Source organism: Streptomyces noursei ATCC 11455 (genome assembly GCF_001704275.1).
Classification (GTDB): domain Bacteria; phylum Actinomycetota; class Actinomycetes; order Streptomycetales; family Streptomycetaceae; genus Streptomyces; species Streptomyces noursei.
This window is the reverse complement of the sequence record NZ_CP011533.1, coordinates 3,389,899-3,409,373: the sequence shown is the minus strand read 5'-3', so window position 1 is coordinate 3,409,373 and position 19,475 is coordinate 3,389,899. Positions and strand designations below refer to the sequence as shown.

At 70.2% G+C, this 19,475-nt stretch carries 20 protein-coding genes; 18 read left to right on the top strand and 2 right to left on the bottom strand.

What is annotated here, in order from left to right:
• The first annotated feature begins 258 nt into the window (after positions 1 to 258).
• The 18 genes from SNOUR_RS14100 (at position 259) to SNOUR_RS14015 (ending at position 17,260) form a co-directional block, all read left to right on the top strand.
• Positions 259 to 1,383 carry an LCP family protein gene (locus SNOUR_RS14100; RefSeq protein WP_067346926.1) on the top strand — a complete coding sequence of 375 codons (1,125 nt, stop codon included), beginning with the start codon at positions 259 to 261 and terminating at the stop codon, positions 1,381 to 1,383.
• A gap of 175 nt (positions 1,384 to 1,558) precedes the next feature.
• Positions 1,559 to 1,783 (top strand): 50S ribosomal protein L31, encoded by a 225-nt coding sequence (rpmE, locus tag SNOUR_RS14095; protein ID WP_030065532.1) that lies wholly within the window; start codon positions 1,559 to 1,561, stop codon positions 1,781 to 1,783.
• A gap of 169 nt (positions 1,784 to 1,952) precedes the next feature.
• Positions 1,953 to 3,032 (top strand): peptide chain release factor 1, encoded by a 1,080-nt coding sequence (gene prfA, locus SNOUR_RS14090; protein WP_067346925.1) that lies wholly within the window; start codon positions 1,953 to 1,955, stop codon positions 3,030 to 3,032.
• Positions 3,033 to 3,099: 67 nt separating this feature from the next.
• A complete protein-coding gene (gene prmC, locus SNOUR_RS14085; RefSeq protein WP_079143420.1) occupies positions 3,100 to 3,951 on the top strand; it encodes a peptide chain release factor N(5)-glutamine methyltransferase in 852 nt (283 codons plus the stop codon).
• Positions 3,952 to 4,021: 70 nt separating this feature from the next.
• Entirely contained in the window at positions 4,022 to 4,669 is a 648-nt protein-coding gene (locus SNOUR_RS14080; protein ID WP_067346921.1) for an L-threonylcarbamoyladenylate synthase, read from the top strand.
• Complete coding sequence (locus SNOUR_RS14075; protein WP_039632773.1) at positions 4,669 to 5,367, top strand: arsenate reductase/protein-tyrosine-phosphatase family protein; 699 nt, start codon at positions 4,669 to 4,671, stop codon at positions 5,365 to 5,367. The genes SNOUR_RS14080 and SNOUR_RS14075 overlap by 1 nt, the downstream gene beginning before the upstream one ends.
• 198 nt (positions 5,368 to 5,565) lie before the next feature.
• Positions 5,566 to 6,954: a serine hydroxymethyltransferase gene (glyA, locus tag SNOUR_RS14070; protein WP_174717870.1), complete on the top strand. Its 1,389-nt coding sequence runs from the start codon at positions 5,566 to 5,568 to the stop codon at positions 6,952 to 6,954.
• 119 nt (positions 6,955 to 7,073) lie between these two features.
• Positions 7,074 to 8,426 (top strand): MraY family glycosyltransferase, encoded by a 1,353-nt coding sequence (locus tag SNOUR_RS14065; protein WP_174717869.1) that lies wholly within the window; start codon positions 7,074 to 7,076, stop codon positions 8,424 to 8,426.
• 287 nt (positions 8,427 to 8,713) lie between these two features.
• Entirely contained in the window at positions 8,714 to 9,151 is a 438-nt protein-coding gene (locus SNOUR_RS14060) for a Cg1360 family ATP-synthase-associated protein (protein ID WP_067346920.1), read from the top strand.
• Between the two features lie 279 nt (positions 9,152 to 9,430).
• Positions 9,431 to 10,225: a F0F1 ATP synthase subunit A gene (atpB, locus tag SNOUR_RS14055; RefSeq protein WP_067346918.1), complete on the top strand. Its 795-nt coding sequence runs from the start codon at positions 9,431 to 9,433 to the stop codon at positions 10,223 to 10,225.
• Between the two features lie 76 nt (positions 10,226 to 10,301).
• Positions 10,302 to 10,571: an ATP synthase F0 subunit C gene (gene atpE, locus SNOUR_RS14050; protein ID WP_016570924.1), complete on the top strand. Its 270-nt coding sequence runs from the start codon at positions 10,302 to 10,304 to the stop codon at positions 10,569 to 10,571.
• 43 nt (positions 10,572 to 10,614) lie between these two features.
• Positions 10,615 to 11,178 (top strand): F0F1 ATP synthase subunit B, encoded by a 564-nt coding sequence (locus tag SNOUR_RS14045; RefSeq protein WP_067346916.1) that lies wholly within the window; start codon positions 10,615 to 10,617, stop codon positions 11,176 to 11,178.
• On the top strand, positions 11,175 to 11,990 hold the full coding sequence (locus SNOUR_RS14040; protein ID WP_067346914.1) for a F0F1 ATP synthase subunit delta: 816 nt from the start codon (positions 11,175 to 11,177) through the stop codon (positions 11,988 to 11,990). Before SNOUR_RS14045 ends, SNOUR_RS14040 begins: the two co-directional genes overlap by 4 nt.
• A 210-nt stretch (positions 11,991 to 12,200) precedes the next feature.
• On the top strand, positions 12,201 to 13,790 hold the full coding sequence (atpA, locus tag SNOUR_RS14035) for a F0F1 ATP synthase subunit alpha (RefSeq protein ID WP_067346913.1): 1,590 nt from the start codon (positions 12,201 to 12,203) through the stop codon (positions 13,788 to 13,790).
• 20 nt (positions 13,791 to 13,810) lie between these two features.
• Positions 13,811 to 14,734, top strand: a complete 924-nt coding sequence (locus SNOUR_RS14030) for a F0F1 ATP synthase subunit gamma (RefSeq protein WP_067346911.1) — start codon at positions 13,811 to 13,813, stop codon at positions 14,732 to 14,734.
• Between the two features lie 5 nt (positions 14,735 to 14,739).
• On the top strand, positions 14,740 to 16,182 hold the full coding sequence (atpD, locus tag SNOUR_RS14025; protein WP_067346909.1) for a F0F1 ATP synthase subunit beta: 1,443 nt from the start codon (positions 14,740 to 14,742) through the stop codon (positions 16,180 to 16,182).
• A 108-nt stretch (positions 16,183 to 16,290) separates the two neighbouring features.
• Positions 16,291 to 16,674 carry a F0F1 ATP synthase subunit epsilon gene (locus SNOUR_RS14020; RefSeq protein ID WP_067346907.1) on the top strand — a complete coding sequence of 128 codons (384 nt, stop codon included), beginning with the start codon at positions 16,291 to 16,293 and terminating at the stop codon, positions 16,672 to 16,674.
• 142 nt (positions 16,675 to 16,816) lie between these two features.
• Entirely contained in the window at positions 16,817 to 17,260 is a 444-nt protein-coding gene (locus tag SNOUR_RS14015; protein WP_067346906.1) for a DUF2550 domain-containing protein, read from the top strand.
• A 131-nt stretch (positions 17,261 to 17,391) separates the two neighbouring features.
• Here SNOUR_RS14015 and SNOUR_RS14010 read toward each other — a convergent pair whose 3' ends face one another.
• Complete coding sequence (locus SNOUR_RS14010) at positions 17,392 to 18,081, bottom strand: response regulator (RefSeq protein ID WP_067346903.1); 690 nt, start codon at positions 18,079 to 18,081, stop codon at positions 17,392 to 17,394.
• Positions 18,078 to 19,307, bottom strand: coding sequence for a sensor histidine kinase (locus tag SNOUR_RS14005; protein ID WP_067346902.1), 1,230 nt, complete (start codon positions 19,305 to 19,307; stop codon positions 18,078 to 18,080). The genes SNOUR_RS14010 and SNOUR_RS14005 overlap by 4 nt, the downstream gene beginning before the upstream one ends.
• Positions 19,308 to 19,475 lie beyond the last annotated feature (168 nt).

The window sequence follows — 19,475 nt, the reverse complement described above, 5'->3', positions numbered from 1 at the left end:
CACCGTGTCCCGCTTGAGACCTTTCGCACAGATCCGTACGGCGTACGCGGTTTCCTTCCACGCGCACGCCGCGGCGAAAGCCCTGGTGAGAGCCGTGTGGCAGCCCGCGCGCCGGCTCCGCGCACCCCGTTCTTCTAAGAAGACGCTCATAACGCGCTGTGCAACCCTTCCGGTCGGCCTCTCGTCTGACTAGGCAATCCACCGCTTACGGCAGGGAGACGGCGAGGCGCAGTCGACCGACGAAGGACTGAGGAACAGATGGCGCAGAGCGACGGGACCGCGCAGGCGGCCGGAGACCGCGGCCGCTCCATACGTGCCACCGGCCGGCGGCGCAAGGCCCCCACCCGGCGTCGCCGGGTCCTCACCACCACGCTGTGCGCGCTGGTCGGCGTCGTCCTGCTCGGCGGCGCCGGGCTCGGCTACCTCTACTTCAAGTTCAACGGCAACCTGACCGGCGTCGACATCAACGCCGCGCTCGGCAAGGACCGGCCCCAGAACGTCGACAACGGCTCGATGGACATCCTCGTCATGGGCTCCGACTCCCGCTCCGGCAGCAACGCCTCCTACGGCAAGGACGAGGGCGGGGCGCGCTCGGACACCGCGATGATCGTGCACGTCTTCAAGGGGCACAAGAAGGCCAGCGTCGTCAGCATCCCCCGGGACACCCTGGTCACCCGGCCCGACTGCACCCAGGGCGGCCGGACCGTCCCCGGGCAGCGCCGGGCGATGTTCAACACCGCCTTCGAGGTCGGCGGACCGGCCTGCGCCGTCAAGACCGTCGAGTCGATGAGCGGGATCCGCATGGACCACTTCGTCGAGGTCGACTTCACCGGCTTCAAGAAGCTGATCGACGCCCTCGGCGGGGTGCAGATCACCACCACCAAGCCGATCAACGACAAGTACAGCCATCTGCACCTGCAGCCCGGCACCCACACCCTGGGCGGCGAGGACGCGCTCGGGCTGGTCCGCACCCGGCACGGCGTCCCCGGCGGCGACGGCAGCGACCTGGGCCGCATCCAGCTCCAGCAGACCTTCGTCAAGGCGCTGATGAAGCAGGTCCGCAGCGTCGGCCTGCTCTCCAACCCGGCCAAGCTCTACACCATCGCCGACACCGCCACCAAGGCCGTCACCACCGACACCGACCTCAACTCGGTCACCGCGCTGACCGGCCTGGCCAAGGAGCTCGGCGGGATACCGTCCGACGCCATCGACATGGTGACGCTCCCGGTGACCTACGACCCGATCAACCCCGATCGGGTGCTGCCGCTCACCAGCCAGGGCCGCAAGGTCTGGGACGCGCTCCGCCAGGACCAGGACATCCCCAAGTCCGCGATCAAGGGTTCCGCAGGTGACAAGGGCGGCACGTCCAACTACGTGAAGTAGCCGCGACCACGCCTCGTCCGCCCCGGGAATGCCGGGGGACGGGCGGGGGAATAGCTGCGGCCGTACCCCGGTTTTGGGAGATACGGCCAGTGCTGGCAGACTGGACCGTCGGCCCCGGTTCACGTGACGCAATCAGCGCCACGACCCGGTGCACTCCCGAACCTAGGAGAATCCCTTGAAGCGCGACATCCACCCGGAGTACGTCGAGACCCAGGTCAGCTGCACCTGTGGCGCGTCCTTCACCACCCGTAGCACCGTGGCCGGCGGCAGCATCCGCGCGGACATCTGCTCCGAGTGCCACCCGTTCTACACGGGCAAGCAGAAGATCATGGACACGGGCGGCCGTGTGGCCCGCTTCGAGGCCCGCTTCGGCAAGTCCGCCGCGGCCGCCAAGAAGTAGCGACCCGCAAGGCGCCGGTCTCCGGTCGCCCCCGGACAGGGGGGACCGGACCGGCGTCTTTGTCGTCCGTACCCTCTGCCCCTCCGGCCGGGGGACGGCCCGCCGCACCGCGGCACAGGGGCACTGTCGCCCAGGGAAGTCACACCAGCAGTCAGCAGAGGAACACACGATGTTCGAGGCGGTCGAGGAACTGGTCGGCGAGCACGCCGACCTCGAAAAGCGGCTGGCCGATCCGGCGGTCCACGCGGACCAGCGCGAGGCCATGCGGCTGAACAAGCGCTATGCCGAGCTGACCCCGATCATCGCCACGTACCGCGCGTGGAAGCAGACCGGCGACGACATCGAGACCGCCCGCGAACTCAGCCAGGACGACCCTGACTTCGCCGACGAGGTCAAGGAGCTCGACGCCCGGCGCGTGGAGCTCACCGAGAAGCTGCGGCTGCTGCTCGTCCCGCGTGACCCCAGTGACGACAAGGACGTGATCCTGGAGGTCAAGGCGGGCGAGGGCGGTGAGGAGTCCGCGCTGTTCGCCGGCGACCTGCTGCGGATGTACCTGCGGTACGCCGAGCGGGTCGGCTGGAAGACCGAGATCCTGGACGCCAACGAGTCCGACCTCGGCGGCTACAAGGACGTCCAGGTCGCGGTGAAGACCAAGGGCGGCGGCGGGGCCACCGAGCCGGGTCAGGGCGTCTGGGCGCGGTTGAAGTACGAGGGCGGGGTGCACCGCGTCCAGCGGGTGCCCGCCACCGAGTCGCAGGGCCGGATCCACACCTCGGCGGCCGGCGTGCTGGTCACGCCGGAGGCCGAGGAGGTCGAGGTCGAGGTCGTCGCCAACGACCTGCGGATCGACGTCTACCGTTCCTCGGGGCCGGGCGGCCAGTCGGTCAACACCACCGACTCCGCGGTCCGGATCACCCACCTGCCCAGCGGCATCGTGGTCTCCTGCCAGAACGAGAAGAGCCAGCTCCAGAACAAGGAGCAGGCGATGCGCATCCTCCGCTCGCGGCTGCTGGCCGCGGCCCAGGAGGAGGCCGAGCGGGAGGCTTCGGACGCCCGGCGCAGCCAGGTGCGCACCGTGGACCGCTCGGAGCGCATCCGCACGTACAACTTCCCGGAGAACCGCATCTCGGATCACCGGGTCGGCTTCAAGGCGTACAACTTGGACCAGGTGCTCGACGGCGAGCTGGACCCGGTCATCCAGGCGTGTGTCGACGCCGATGCGGCGGCCAAGCTGGCCGCCGCCCAGTAAGACAGGCAAGACCCAGGACGTACCGGCTGGAGGACCAGTGCCGCACGATGCAGGGGGGCGCCCCCCGATCTCCCGATCGTTGCTGCTCGCGGAGGTGGCCCAGGCCACCCAGCGGCTGGCCGATGCCGGCGTGCCCTCGCCGCGTTTCGACGCGGAGGAGCTGGCCGCGCACGTGCACGGCGTCAAGCGCAGCCAACTGCACACCGTCGCCGACGCGGACTTCGACGCCCGCTACTGGGAGGCCATCGCCCGCCGCGAGGCGCGCGAGCCGCTCCAGCACATCACCGGTAGGGCGTTCTTCCGCTACCTCGAACTCGCCGTCGGGCCCGGGGTGTTCGTCCCCCGCCCGGAGACCGAGTCGGTGGTCGGCTGGGCCATAGACGCGGTGCGCGCCATGGACGTCGTGGAACCCCTGATCGTCGACCTCTGCACCGGCTCGGGGGCGATCGCCCTCGCCCTGGCGCAGGAGGTCCCGCGGTCGCGGGTGCACGCCGTGGAGCTCTCCGAGGAGGCCCTGGGCTACGCCCGCAAGAACGTCGAGGGGTCCCGCGTCGTTCTCCACCACGGCGACGCGCTCACCGCGCTCCCCGAACTGGACGGGCAGGTCGACCTGGTGATCTCCAACCCGCCGTACATCCCGCTCACCGAGTGGGAGTACGTCGCCCCCGAGGCCCGCGACCACGACCCGGAGCTGGCGCTGTTCTCCGGCGAGGACGGCCTGGACACCATCCGGGGCATCGAGCGGACCGCGCACCGCCTGCTGCGGCCGGGCGGCGTGGTCGTCGTCGAGCACGCCGACACCCAGGGCGGACAGGTGCCGTGGATCTTCAACGAGGAGCAGGGCTGGGCCGACGCGGCCGACCACCCCGACCTCAACAACCGGCCCCGATTCGCCACCGCGCGCCGGGCGACGCCATGAGCCGCCCCGCTCCGGCGCCCGAGGCGGCCGACGCATCCGAAGTATTCGTTCCGCACGAGGAGGACCGCTAATGGCACGGCGATACGACTGCAGCGACGCGACCGACCGCGCGACCGGCCTGCGTGAGGCCGCCTCGGCCGTCCGCCGCGGCGAGCTGGTCGTGCTGCCGACCGACACCGTCTACGGCATCGGTGCGGACGCCTTCAGCCCGGAGGCCGTCGGCGACCTGCTGGAGGCCAAGGGCCGCGGCCGAGGGATGCCCTCCCCGGTCCTGGTCGGTTCCCCCAACACCCTGCACGGCCTGGTCACCGAGTTCTCCGAGCAGGCGTGGGAACTGGTCGACGCGTTCTGGCCGGGGGCGCTCACCCTCGTCGCCAAGCACCAGCCGTCGCTGACCTGGGACCTCGGCGAGACCCGCGGCACGGTCGCCGTGCGGATGCCGCTGCACCCGGTCGCGATCGAGCTGCTCACCGAGTTCGGCCCGATGGCGGTCTCCAGCGCCAACCTCACCGGCCATCCGTCGCCGCAGGACTGCGACGCCGCCCAGGAGATGCTCGGCGACTCGGTCTCCGTCTACCTCGACGCCGGCCCGACGCCCGCCGCAGTGCCGTCCTCGATCGTGGACGTCACCGGCAAGGTGCCGGTGCTGCTGCGCGAGGGCGCGATCAGCGCGGAGGAACTGCGCAAGGTCGTACCCGAGCTCGAGGTGGCGCATTGATGCCCCCGCCGCAGGGGCGTGGCATAGCGGGACCAGGCGACGACATTCCCTTCGCCGCCCCGGCGGACCCCATGCCCTGTTTCCGGATCCTCCACGTCAGCACCGGCAACGTCTGCCGCTCGCCGATCACCGAGCGGCTGCACCGGCACGCCCTGCAGGAGCGGCTGGGCTCTCCGCAGGCGGTCCGCGGCTGCGGGCTCCTGGTGGAGAGCGCGGGCACCTGGGGCCATGAGGGCGCCCCCATGGAGGCGCACGCCGCCACGGTGCTCGCCGACTACGGCGCGGACCCGGCCGGCTTCATCGGCCGCGAGCTGCTCGACGAGCACGTCATCCGGGCCGACCTGGTGCTCACCGCGACCCGCGACCACCGCGCGCAGGTCATCTCGATGGGGCACTCCGCCGGGCTGCGGACCTTCACGCTGAAGGAGTTCAACCGGCTGGTTCGCGCCATAGATCCGGCCACCTTGCCGGCGCCCGACCCGGACCTGCCCGACAGCGGGCTGGTCGAGCGCGCCCGCGCGCTGGTCGGCGCGGCCGCCGCGCTGCGCGGCTGGCTGCTCGCGCCCAACCCGGAGTCCGACGAGGTCTACGACCCCTACGGTGCGCCGATCACGTTCTTCCGCTCCATCGGCGACGAGATCAACCGCGCGCTCGATCCGGTCGTCACCGCCCTCACCGGGGTCCCGGCACCGGCGTAGCACCCCCGGGGAACGGCCCTGGAGGGCCCTGTGCGGCCCGTGGGCCGGCCCCGGGACCCCGATGCCCCGCCCGCCGCGCCCGATCCCCGTGCCGCGCCTACATTGGGATTGGGGCCTGCCCGGCAGATCGACGTCCGGGACGGGCCCTGGGGGCACGTGCGACGTGCCCTGGTCCCCGCACGAGGCCCGGAGCCAGCGATGCCCGCCACCACCGCGTCATCCCGCCGTACGTCCGCCGCCGGCCGCGCCCGGGCCGGCGAGCCCCGGGCCGCCGCGGCGGCCGCATCCGTCGAGCAGCGGGCGCAGGAAGCGGCCCGTGACGAGGTCACCCGGCCGCCCGGCGCACCGGACTTCGCCGCCCTCCTGGGCCAGGACCCGGAGATCGCCGGCGTCCTGCTGGCGGAGAGCGCCCGACAGAGCGACGGGCTCCAACTCATCGCCGCGGAGAACTTCGTCTCGCCCGCGGTCCTGGCCGCCCTCGGCTCCCCCCTGAGCAACAAGTACGCCGAGGGCTATCCGGGCGCCCGGCACCACGGCGGCTGCGAGATCGTGGACCTCGCCGAGCGGATCGCGGTGGAGCGCGCCAAGGCCCTGTTCGGCGCCGAACACGCCAACGTCCAGTCCCACTCGGGGTCTTCGGCCGTCCTGGCCGCCTACGCCGCCCTGCTGCGTCCCGGCGACACCGTCCTGGCGATGTCCCTGCCGCACGGCGGGCACCTCACCCACGGCTCGCCGGCCAACTTCTCCGGCCGGTGGTTCGACTTCGCCGGTTACGGCGTCGACGGCGACACCGGGCTGCTCGACTACGACGCGATCCGCGCCCTGGCCCGCGAGCGCCGGCCCAAGGCCCTGGTCTGCGGCTCGATCTCCTACCCGCGGCACATCGACTACGCCGCGTTCCGCGACATCGCCGACGAGACCGGCGCGTACCTGATCGCCGACGTGGCACACCCGATGGGGTTGATCGCCGGCCGCGCGGCCCCCAGCCCGGTGCCGTACGCCGACGTGGTGTGCGCGACCACCCACAAGGTGCTGCGCGGGCCGCGCGGCGGGATGATCCTGTGCCGGGGGCGGCTGGCCGAGCGCATCGACCGCGCGGTGTTCCCGTTCACCCAGGGCGGCGCCCAGATGAACGCGATCGCCGCCAAGGCGGTGGCCTTCGCGGAGGCCGCCCGGCCCGCCTTCCGCACCTACGCCCGCCAGGTCATCGCCAACGCCCGGGCGCTGGCCGGCGCGCTCGCCGCGGAGGGACTGCGGGTCACCACGGGCGGCACCGACACCCACCTGATCACCGCGGACACCGCCCCGCTCGGCGTGGACGCGCGCACCGCCCGCGGCCGGCTGGCGGCGGCCGGGATCGTGCTGGACACCTGCGCGCTGCCGGGCGCCGAACCGGCCACGGCGTCCCGGGCCTGCCCGACCGGGATCCGGCTGGGCACCGCCGCGGTGACGACGCAGGGGATGGGCGAGGCCGAAATGCACCGGATCGCGGAGTTGATCGGGGCGGCGCTGCGGGAGGACGGCGCGGTGCGGGCCGCGATCGCCGGCCTGGTCGGCCGATTCCCGCCCTATCCGGATCAGGGCTGATCCGGGCGGAATCGGGAACCGCCGCTGGGACGACGGACGTCCTACCCGGTGTTTCCCCGTATTCACGGCCAGGGGGCGGACACGCATAAGGTGTGAGGCTGTGATGGCCAGCTATCTCGATGGGGCAGCCCGTGCGTGAATACCTGCTGACGCTGTGCGTCACTGCCGCGGTGACCTACCTGCTGACCGGCCCGGTGCGAAAGTTCGCCATCGCCGCCGGGGCGGTACCGGAGATCCGCGCCCGTGACGTGCACCGCGAGCCGACCCCCCGGCTGGGCGGGATCGCGATGTTCGGCGGGCTGTGCGCGGGGCTGCTGGTGGCCGCGCACCTGACCAACCTCAAGAGCGTCTTCGAGACCAACGAGCCGCGGGCGCTGCTGTCGGGCGCCGCGCTGATCTGGATCCTCGGCGTGCTCGACGACAAGTGGGGCGTGGACGCGCTGGTCAAGCTGGGCGGCCAGATGATCGCCGCGGGTGTGATGGTCCTTCAGGGCCTGACGATCCTGTACCTCCCGGTCCCCGGCATCGGCACGGTCGCGCTGACGCCCATGCAGGGCACCCTGCTGACCGTCGCACTGGTCGTCATCACGATCAACGCGGTGAACTTCGTGGACGGCCTGGATGGCCTGGCCTCCGGCATGGTCTGCATCGCCGCGGCCGCGTTCTTCATGTACACGTACCGGCTCTGGTTCGGTTACGGCATCGAGGCGGCGGCGCCCGCCACCCTGTTCTCGGTCGTCCTGATGGGCATGTGCCTGGGCTTCCTGCCGCACAACATGCACCCGGCGCGGATCTTCATGGGCGACTCCGGCTCCATGCTGATCGGCTTGGTGATGGCAGCCGGCGCGGTCTCGCTGACCGGCCAGGTCGACCCCGACCTGCTCAACCAGAAGGCGGGCGGTCTGCGCGAGGCGACCCACGCGATGGTGCCGGTCTACATCCCGCTGCTGCTGCCGCTGACGATCATCGCGGTGCCGGTCGCGGATCTGATTCTGGCCATTGTGCGGAGGACCTGGAAGGGCCAGTCGCCGTTCGCCGCGGACCGCGGGCACCTGCACCACCGCCTGCTGGAGATCGGCCATTCCCACAGCCGCGCGGTGCTGATCATGTACTTCTGGTCCGCGCTGATCGCCTTCGGTGCGGTGGCGTACTCGGCGAACGACGCGAGCATGTGGATCGTCCTGGGAATCGTGCTGCTCAGCGCGGTCGGACTGGTGCTGCTCCTGCTCCCGCGCTTCACCCCGCGCGCCCCGATCTGGGCCGAGCGGCTGGTCCCCCCGCGCTACCGCCGGGTCGTCCGCGGACCGCTCGCCGCGAGCGCGTCGGCGTCGGACGCCACGGCCGACGGGGCGGCCGAGGAGACGTCGGGGGAGGAGCGTCGGACGGCGGTCCCGGCCGGGATCAACGGCGCCACGGCCATCGGCGATCGGTCACGTTTCGTGGACCGTCGGAAGGCGGGGAGTCATCACTGAGGCCCGTCGTGGTCGCCCGAACGTGCCTCGAAAATCGGGATGGTTGACCCCATACCAGACAATCGACGGCCCGTCAGTGCACCTATGGGCGCAGTCACTCTCACGTGTGACAGGATCCACACGAAGCAGGTAAAGACCTCATCAAATAGTTTGTGATACCGTTCACGAAACCCGGCGACAGAGCCGAAGGACCGTAGTGCGACGGTCCTTTGGCCACAGGTTCTCCCTCAGGCCGGGTCTACGCTCGTCCCTGACGACACACCCCCACCCATTGCCGGAGCGCCACCATGCAGTCGAATGACGCCCGACTACTCCTCCACGCCGCCGTGCCCACCCTTGCCGCCGGCGCCATCGCCGTTGCCGTGAGCGGTGCGATCGCAGGCGCGACGGGAGCGATCGGCGCCGTCGTCGGCACCGCGCTGGTGGTGTTGGTGATGGGAGCCGGCCTCGCCGTCCTCCAGATGACCGCGAAGAAGCTTCCGCAGCTGTTCCAGATGATGGGCCTGCTGCTGTACACCGTGCAGATCCTGTTCGTGGCGGTGTTCCTCATCGTCTTCAAGGACACAACTCTCTTCGACACCAAGGCATTTGCGTTCACGCTGCTCGCTGCCACCCTCGTATGGATCGCCGCCCAGACGCGCGGTCATATGAAGGCGAAGATTCTGTACGTGGACCCCGACTCCGCGAAGGCCGAGACGGCCAAGACGGCGGGGTCGCCGACGTGACTCGTAGGGCCGAGATAAATGGCCTCATGCGGGCCTGCTATCGTCCGGTGCCAACTGCGGCGCTGATGGCGCAGGCGGCTGAGCTCCCGGAGTCCACGACAAGGAACGGGAAGTTCTCGCGGCCAATGCCTGTGATCCGGTCCGGCCTAGCGCCGACCAGCCGCCCCCTAATCCGTAAGACCAGTCCAGTGCCGCTCCGTGGCTCAACGCCGCGCCGACACAACGAGGTTGCCGTACCTATGCGCCACGCTGAAGGAGCTCGCGGTGAGTGCTGAAACGATGCTCGCCTTCGAGACCGACTGCCACATCTTTTCCGGATGCGGCTTTGATGCTCCCGGGCTTCATAACTTCGTCTTCGAGCCGCTCTTCACCATCGGCGGCTTCGAGTTCAACAAGCCGATGCTGCTGGCCCTGCTCAGCACCGTCGTCGTGGTGTGGTTCTTCTGGGCTGCATTCGGCCGGGCGAAGGTGGTTCCCGGAAAGCTCCAGATGATCGGCGAGGCGGGCTACGACTTCGTTCGCCGCGGGCTCGTTTACGACGCGCTGGGGAAGAAAGAGGGCGACAAGTACGTCCCCTTCATGGTCTCGCTGTTCTTCTTCGTGTGGATCATGAACCTCTGGTCGATCATCCCCGTCGCCTCCTTCCCGGTGACGTCGGTGATCGCCTTCCCCGCGGGCCTCGCGGCGATCGTCTACATCCTGTGGGTCTTCCTCACCTTCAAGAAGCACGGCTTCGTCGGCGCCTTCAAGAACTTCACCGGCTACGACAAGTCGCTCGGCTGGGTCCTGCCGCTGCTCATGGTCATCGAGCTCTTCTCGAACCTGATCATCCGGCCCTTCACCCACGCGGTCCGGCTCTTCGCGAACATGTTCGCCGGCCACCTGCTGATCCTGATGTTCACGGTCGCCAGCTGGTACCTGCTGAACGGCATCGGCTTCGTCTACGCCGGCGCCTCGTTCATCATGACCATCCTGATGACGGCCTTCGAGCTGTTCATCCAGGCCGTCCAGGCGTACGTCTTCGTCCTTCTGGCCTGCAACTACGTCCAGGGCGCGCTCGCCGAGCACCACTGAGCACCCCGCCTCCCACCCCAACAGCTGTCCGGTGGCCAACCCCCACCGGTATGTGAAACGAGAAGGAAGTAACGGCATGTCCGCTGCTCTCGAGATGGTCAACCACCTCGCCGCCGCCGGTGACTCCGCCAAGACCACGGTGGTCGGCAACGTCGCGGCGATCGGTTACGGCCTCGCCGCCATCGGCCCCGGCGTCGGCGTCGGCATCATCTTCGGTAACGGCACCCAGGCCCTGGCCCGCCAGCCCGAGGCCGCCGGCCTGATCCGCACCAACCAGATCATGGGTTTCGCCTTCTGTGAGGCTCTCGCCCTGATCGGCATCGTCATGGGCTTCGTCTACAAGTAAACCGAAGCCGCATCGACTATCCATTCAGACGGAAGGCACTGATGTGAACGCCCTGAACTTGGCGGCGGAGGTTCCTGAGAACCCGCTGATCCCGCCGATTCCAGAGCTGGTCATCGGCCTGATCGCTTTCTTCATCGTCTTCGGCTTCCTCGCCAAGAAGCTCCTCCCGAACATCAACAAGGTTCTGGACGAGCGCCGGGCGCAGATCGAAGGCCGTATCGAGGATGCCGAGGCGACGCAGGCCGAGGCGCAGCAGGTTCTCGCGGACTACCGAGCCCAGCTCGCCGACGCCCGCCACGAGGCCGCGCGTCTGCGCCAGGAGGCGCAGGAGCAGGGCGCGACGCTCATCGCCGAGATGCGCGCCGAGGGCCAGCGGCAGCGTGAGGAGATCATCGCTGCCGGCCACGCCCAGATCGAGGCGGACCGCAAGACGGCCGCCCAGTCGCTGCGCCAGGACGTGGGCAAGCTCGCCACCGAACTGGCCGGCAAGCTCGTCGGCGAGTCCCTCGAGGACCACGCCCGGCAGAGCCGGACCATCGACCGCTTCCTCGACGACCTCGAGACCAAGGCGGCGTCGGACGCGACGAAGGCTGAGGCCGGCCGATGAATGGAGCGAGCCGCGAGGCACTCGCCTCCGCACGCGAGCAGTTCAACGCGCTGACGGACAACACCTCCGTCGACGCGGCGAAGCTCGCCGAGGAGCTGGCTGCCGTCACCGCTCTGCTCGACCGCGAGGTGTCGCTGCGTCGGGTCCTCACCGACCCGGCGCAGCCCGGCCAGGCGCGGGCCGAGCTGACCCGGCGGCTGCTCGGCGGCCAGGTCGGCGAGGCGACGCTCGACGTGGTGACCGGGATGGTCCGGTCCCGTTGGTCGCGCTCGCGCGACCTGCCGGACGCGATCGAGGAGCTGGCCTACAGCGCCGACCTCGTCGCGGCCCAGCGGGCCGACCGGCTGGACGACGTCGAGGACGAGCTGTTCCGGTTCGGCCGGATCATCGCGTCCAACGGCGATCTCCGCCGTGCGCTGACGGACCGGAGCGCGACAGCGTCCGCCAAGACGGAGCTGTTGCACACGCTGCTGGGCGGCCGGGCCAACCCGGTCACCGAGCGGCTGGTGATCCGTCTTGTCGCACAGCCGCGGGGCCGTAGCCTGGAGGCAGGGCTCGACGCCCTCTCCAAGCTGGCGGCGGCCCGCCGGGACCGCATGGTCGCGGTGGTCACCTCCGCGGTGCCGCTCAGCGACGGGCAGCGGCAGCGCCTCGGCGCGGCACTGGCCACGCTGTACGGCCGGCAGATCCACCTGAACCTCGACGTGGACCCCGAGGTCCTCGGCGGTGTCCAGGTCCGGATCGGCGACGAGGTCATCAACGGGACCATCGCGGACCGCCTCGACGGGGTAGCCCGTCGGATGGCCGGCTGACCCAGCCACCAACTCAAGAGCTGCACACCCGGCGGCCGGCCGTCGGACCCGCCGGACCCACAGGTCCGGCCGCGGTCCAGACGACGCCCCGGGGAGCAGCACAAGCATGACGGCGGCCCGAGTTGGGCCGTAAGCGGAAACCCCAGGGGGACGAGCCCCCCGGACACCCGCACGTAACTTCGGGCCCAACAAGGAGAGCAGGGAACCCAGATGGCGGAGCTCACGATCCGGCCGGAGGAGATCCGGGACGCGCTGGAGAACTTCGTCCAGGCGTACAAGCCGGACGCGGCCTCGCGCGAAGAGGTCGGCACGGTCAGCGATGCCGGTGACGGCATCGCGCACGTCGAGGGCCTGCCCTCGACGATGGCGAACGAACTGCTGAAGTTCGAGGACGGCACGCTCGGTCTCGCGCTGAACCTGGAAGAGCGCGAGATCGGTGCGGTCATCCTCGGTGAGTTCAGCGGTATCGAGCAGGGCCAGCCGGTGCAGCGCACCGGTGAGGTGCTCTCGGTCGCCGTGGGCGAGGGCTACCTCGGCCGCGTCGTCGACCCGCTGGGCAACCCGATCGACGGCCTCGGCGAGATCGAGACCGAGGGCCGCCGCGCCCTGGAGCTGCAGGCCCCGGGCGTCATGGTCCGTAAGTCGGTGCACGAGCCGATGGAGACCGGCTACAAGGCCGTCGACTCCATGGTGCCGATCGGCCGCGGCCAGCGTCAGCTGATCATTGGTGACCGCCAGACCGGCAAGACCGCCCTGGCCGTCGACACGATCATCAACCAGCGCGACAACTGGCGCTCGGGCGACCCGAAGAAGCAGGTCCGCTGCATCTACGTCGCCGTCGGCCAGAAGGGCTCCACTATCGCGTCCGTGCGCGGCGCGCTGGAGGAGGCCGGTGCCCTGGAGTACACCACCATCGTCGCCGCCCCGGCGTCCGACCCGGCGGGCTTCAAGTACCTCGCGCCCTACACCGGCTCGGCCATCGGCCAGCACTGGATGTACCAGGGCAAGCACGTCCTGATCATCTTCGACGACCTCTCGAAGCAGGCCGACGCCTACCGCGCCGTGTCCCTGCTGCTGCGCCGCCCGCCGGGCCGTGAGGCCTACCCGGGTGACGTCTTCTACCTGCACTCGCGTCTGCTGGAGCGCTGCGCCAAGCTCTCCGACGACATGGGCGCCGGTTCGATGACCGGTCTGCCGATCGTCGAGACCAAGGCCAACGACGTCTCGGCGTTCATCCCGACCAACGTCATCTCCATCACCGACGGCCAGTGCTTCCTGGAGTCGGACCTGTTCAACGCCAACCAGCGTCCGGCGCTGAACGTCGGTATCTCGGTCTCCCGCGTCGGTGGCTCGGCCCAGCACAAGGCCATGCGCCAGGTGTCCGGCCGCCTCCGCGTGGACCTCGCCCAGTACCGCGAACTGGAGGCGTTCGCCGCCTTCGGTTCCGACCTGGACGCGGCCTCCAAGGCCCAGCTGGGACGTGGTCAGCGCATGACCGAGCTCCTCAAGCAGGACCAGTACGCGCCGATGGCCACCGAGGACCAGGTCGTCTCCATCTGGGCCGGCACCAACGGCAAGATGGACGACGTCCCGGTCGCGGACATCCGCCGCTTCGAGCGCGAGCTCCTCGACCACCTCCGCCGGGAGAAGAAGGACCTGCTGACCAGCATCCGCGAGGGCGCCAAGATGTCCGATGACACCATCGGTGCCATCTCGGACGCCGTCGACGCCTTCAAGCGACAGTTCGAGACCTCGGACGGCAAGCTGCTCGGCGAGGACACCCCCGCCACCGGCAAGTGACGACGGAAGGGACCTGATCCATGGGAGCCTCGCTCCGGGTCTACAAGCGTCGCATCCGCTCCGTCTCCGCGACCAAGAAGATCACTAGGGCGATGGAGATGATCGCCGCCTCGCGCGTCGTCAAGGCGCAGCGCCAGGTGGCGGCATCGACGCCGTACGCGAGTGAGCTGACCCGCGCGGTGACCGCGGTTGCCACGGGTTCGACCACTCAGCACCCTCTGACGACCGAGGCGGAGAAGCCGACCCGGGCCGCGCTGCTGCTCATCACGAGCGACCGCGGTCTGGCCGGTGCCTACTCCTCCAACGTCATCAAGGCCGCGGACCAGCTCACCGAGCGGCTCAAGGCCGAGGGCAAGGAGGTCGACGCCTACATCGTCGGCCGCAAGGGTGTGTCCTACTACAGCTTCCGCGAGCGCAAGGTCGTGGAGTCGTGGACGGGCTTCACCGACAACCCGACCTACGCCGATGCGAAGAAGGTCGCCGCGCCGCTGATCGAGGCCGTCCAAAAGGGCGCCTCCGAGGGCGGGGCCGACGAACTCCACATCGTCTACACCGAGTTCATCTCGATGATGACGCAGAACGCGCTGGACGACCGTCTGCTGCCGCTGTCCCTGAAGGGGGAGTCGGCGGACGGGTCCGAGGAGAAGTCCACGGGCGAGATCCTGCCGCTGTTCGACTTCGAGCCGTCGGCCGAGGACGTCCTCGACGCCCTGCTGCCGCGGTACGTGGAGTCGCGGATCTACAACGCGCTGCTGCAGGCCGCCGCCTCCAAGCACGCCGCCACCCGGCGTGCGATGAAGTCGGCGACCGACAATGCGGAAGAGCTCATCAAGTCGCTCTCGCGGCTTGCGAACGCGGCCCGCCAGGCCGAAATCACCCAGGAAATCAGCGAGATCGTCGGTGGCAGTGCCGCACTGGCCGACGCGACCGCGGGGAGTGACTGACAACTATGACCACCACTGTTGAGACGGCCGTTGCCACGGGCCGCGTCGCCCGGGTCATCGGCCCGGTCGTCGACGTGGAGTTCCCCGTCGACGCGATGCCGGACATCTACAACGCGCTGACCGTCGAGGTTGCGGACCCGGCCGAGGCCGGTGCCAAGAAGACCCTGACCCTCGAGGTCGCCCAGCACCTGGGCGAGGGCCTGGTCCGTGCGATCTCCATGCAGCCCACCGACGGCCTGGTCCGCCAGGCCCCGGTCACCAACACCGGCAACGGCATCACCGTTCCGGTCGGTGACATCACCAAGGGCAAGGTGTTCAACACCCTCGGTGAGATCCTGAACAAGCCCGAGGCCGAGGCCGAGGTCACCGAGCGTTGGGCGATCCACCGCAAGGCGCCCTCCTTCGACCAGCTCGAGTCCAAGACCGAGATGTTCGAGACCGGCGTCAAGGTCATCGACCTGCTGACCCCGTACGTCAAGGGCGGCAAGATCGGTCTGTTCGGTGGTGCCGGTGTCGGCAAGACCGTTCTGATCCAGGAAATGATCTACCGTGTGGCCAACAACCACGACGGTGTGTCGGTGTTCGCCGGTGTCGGCGAGCGCACCCGTGAGGGAAACGACCTCATCGAGGAGATGACCGACTCCGGCGTCATCGACAAGACCGCGCTGGTCTTCGGTCAGATGGACGAGCCGCCGGGCACCCGTCTGCGCGTCGCGCTGGCCGGCCTCACCATGGCCGAGTACTTCCGTGACGTCCAGAAGCAGGACGTGCTGTTCTTCATCGACAACATCTTCCGCTTCACGCAGGCCGGTTCCGAGGTCTCGACCCTGCTCGGCCGTATGCCCTCCGCGGTGGGTTACCAGCCGAACCTGGCCGACGAGATGGGTCTCCTCCAGGAGCGCATCACCTCGACCCGTGGTCACTCGATCACCTCGATGCAGGCGATCTACGTCCCCGCGGACGACCTGACCGACCCGGCGCCGGCGACCACCTTCGCCCACCTGGACGCGACCACCGTTCTCTCGCGTCCGATCTCGGAGAAGGGCATCTACCCGGCGGTCGACCCGCTGGACTCGACGTCCCGGATCCTGGACCCGCGCTACATCTCGCAGGACCACTACGACTGCGCCTCGCGCGTGAAGTCGATCCTGCAGAAGTACAAGGACCTCCAGGACATCATCTCGATTCTGGGTATGGACGAGCTCAGCGAGGAGGACCGGCTCACGGTTTACCGCGCCCGTCGGATCGAGCGCTTCCTGTCGCAGAACACCCACGTGGCGAAGCAGTTCACCGGTGTGGACGGTTCGGACGTGCCGTTGGACGAGTCGATCGCGGCCTTCAACGCGATCGCCGACGGCGAGTACGACCACTTCCCGGAGCAGGCGTTCTTCATGTGCGGTGGTCTCGACGACCTCAAGAAGAACGCCAAGGAGCTTGGCGTCTCCTGACCCGTGCTCCCGGACCGGGGGCGGCCCTGGCCGTCCCCGGCCCGTACGACCACTAGTATTTGACCCAACATCTGCCACACCAGGCAGGTGGAGACCCGAGGAGCCATCGTGGCTGAGCTGCACGTCGAGTTGGTCGCCGCGGACCGGCAGGTCTGGTCCGGCGAGGCCAGCCTGGTCGTCGCGCGCACCTCGTCGGGCGACATCGGCGTCATGCCCGGACACCAGCCGCTGCTGGGCGTGCTGCAGTCGGGCCCGGTGACGATTCGCACGACCGGTGAGGGCGGGGACGGCACCGTCGTCGCCGCGGTGCACGGCGGCTTCATCTCGTTCGCCGACAACAAGCTGTCTCTGCTCGCGGAGATCGCCGAGTTGTCGGACGAGATCGATGTCCAGCGTGCGGAGCGGGCTCTGGAGCGAGCGAAGTCGGATGCTGACGCAGCCGCCGAGCGCCGCGCCGACGTCCGGCTGCGCGCGGTGGCGGGCGCTCGCTGAGCTCCGTCACCGACGAGATCGATCCTCAGCCGCGGGCTGCCCGGACTTCCGGAGCGGTCCGCGGCTGAGGCAATGCAGGTGCGTTTCCCTGCCCCGGACCCAGTCCGGGGCACCCCCCACCGAGGCGAGGAGGTCGGTCCAGATGGTCCTCGCTCTGCTTGTGAGCGGCGCGGTCGTGCTGCTGGTGCTGCTGGGGCTGTTCGTCTTCGGACTGAGGCGACGGCTCATCCAGCGGTCCGGCGGCACCTTCGACTGCAGCCTGCGCTGGAACGTGCCGGAGAACGAGCCCAGCGGCAAGGGCTGGATCTACGGCGTGGCGCGGTACAACGGTGACCGGATCGAGTGGTTCCGGGTCTTCTCGTACGCACCCCGGCCCCGTCGCCTGCTGGAGCGCTCCGCCATCGAGGTACTGGAGCGCCGTACCCCCCAGGGCGAAGAGGAGCTCGCGCTGCTCTCCGACTCCATCGTGCTGGCCTGCTCGCACAACGGCATCCGCGTGGAACTCGCGATGAGCGAGGACGCCCTGACGGGCTTCCTGGCATGGCTGGAGGCGGCACCGCCCGGCCAACGGGTGAACGTGGCCTGACGCGCGCGGGGGCCTTGGCCCCTTCTCGCGGGAATACTCCCCGCCCCCGACCCGTTGTGGCCCCGCAGGGGGCCCGGGCGTCCCCTACGGGATCCGTTCGGGTGCCCCCTAGGCGTCTCCTAGGGCTTCTCCTAGGGCGTCTCCACCCCCAACTCCTGGGCCAGTACGGCCGCTTGCAGCCGGCTGCGCAGTTCCAGTTTGGCCAGGAGTCGACTGACGTGGGTCTTCACGGTGGCCTCCGCCATGGCCAGCCGCACCGCGATATCGGCGTTCGACAGCCCCTCGCCCAGGCACCCCAGCACCTCCCGCTCCCGCGGCGTCAGCGCGTCCAGGACCGCCGGGTCCGGGGTCTCGCGGTCGCGCGCCGGCCGGACCGCCGTCCGCGGCCGGGCGAACTCGGCGATCAGCCGACGGGTCACCGCCGGGGCGATCAGGCCCTCACCGGCCGCCACCGTGCGGACCGCGCCGAGCAGCGTCGCCGCGTCGCTGTCCTTGAGCAGAAAGCCCGCGGCCCCCGCGCGCAGCGCGCCGAAGACGTACTCGTCCAGGTCGAAGGTGGTCAGCACCAGGACGTCGGCCAGCCCCTCCGCGGTGATCCGGCGGGTGGCCGAGACGCCGTCCAGCCGGGGCATCTGGATGTCCATCAGGACGAGGTCCGGGCGCAGGGCGCGGGCCATGGCGACCGCCTCCTCGCCGTCCACCGCCTCCGCGACGACCTCGATGTCGGGTACGGAGCCCAGGATGAGGACCAGCCCGGCCCGTACGGCTGACTGGTCCTCGGCGACCAGGACCCGGACGGGTCGTTCGGCGGTGCCGGTCATCGTCGTTCTCCCTCTCCGCTGGCGGGCAGTGCTGCCCGGACCAGCCAGACACTTCCGTCCGGCCCGGCTTCCGGGCCGGCGTCGAACTCCCCGCCCAACAGGGCGATCCGCTCCCGCATGCCGACCAGGCCGGCCCCGGAACCGGGCGCGCGGGGGCCCGGCCGGTCGCCGTGGGGACTGCGTACGGTGACGGTGAGCGCCCCGTCGGACGCGTCGGCGATCCGCACCCGGACATGGCCGGGTACGGCGTGCTTGAGCGCGTTGGTCAGCGACTCCTGGACGATCCGGTACGCGGCCAACTCGACCGGTGCGGGCGGCTTCCGGGCGCCCGGCCCGGTCGGCGGTCGGGCGTCGTCCAGGACGAACGTCAGGCCGCTGGCGGCGCCGTTCGTACGGGCCTGTGCGACCAGGGCCTCCAGTCCGTCGAGGGTGGGGATGGCCGCCGGCGCCTCGTCCGCGGTGGCCTTGTGGTCCCGCAACAGCCCGATGAGGCGGCGCATTTCGGCCAGGCCCTGGACGCTGTTCTCGCGGATCACGCCGAGCGCTGCACGGGTCGCGGTGGGATCGTCGAGGGTCTGCGCGGCGGTGGCGTGGATGGCGATCGCGGACAGGTGGTTGGCGACCAGGTCGTGCAGTTCCCTGGCCATCCGGGCGCGTTCGCCGGCCACCGCCTGGTTGCGGTCCATCTCGGCCAGCAGCGCGGTCTGTTCGGCCCGCAGCCGGGCGGCCTCCGCGGCGTCCCGGTGGTTGCGGATGATCAGGCCGGTCCAGGCCGGGGCGACCGTGACCAGTGCGATGCCGATGCCGATCAGAAGCACCTGCGGGTCGTGCCAGGCCACCGCCGTGACGGCCGTGGCCACCACCGACACCAGCTCCGAGCCGAGCGGGATCCGGCGGGCCGCGGCCGGTGGGCCGTACAGCACCGCGGCATAGACCACGTCCGTGAACATCAGGAGCGTGGTGATCAGGGTGCCGGTGCAGAAGTCGAGGACCAGTGCCGGCACGGCCAGGGCCAGCGCGACCATCGGGGCGGTGCGGCGCAGGAGCGCGGCCCCGGCCATGACGGTGAGCGCGAGCAGGTTCAGCGAGGCGGGCAGGCCCAGGAGCGGCGGCCCGCCGTACAGGTGCAGCGCCCGCAACAGCACCCCGGAGGCCAGTCCGCCGCCCGCGATGAGCACGTCGTGGTGGTGCGGGCGTCCGGGCGCGACGAGGGCTCTGGCAATCACCTCTCCATCAAACACGGCGCCGCCGCGGTCCGCCGTCACCCCGCGGACCAGGCCGCCTACATCGAAAGGTGCAGTGCCGGATCGTCGCCGCCGACGATGTTGTGGGAGCCGGCGGTTGGGAGACTGGGGAGTCCGCTCCGCTCGGTGGGAGTCCCTCGGAAGTCCGGG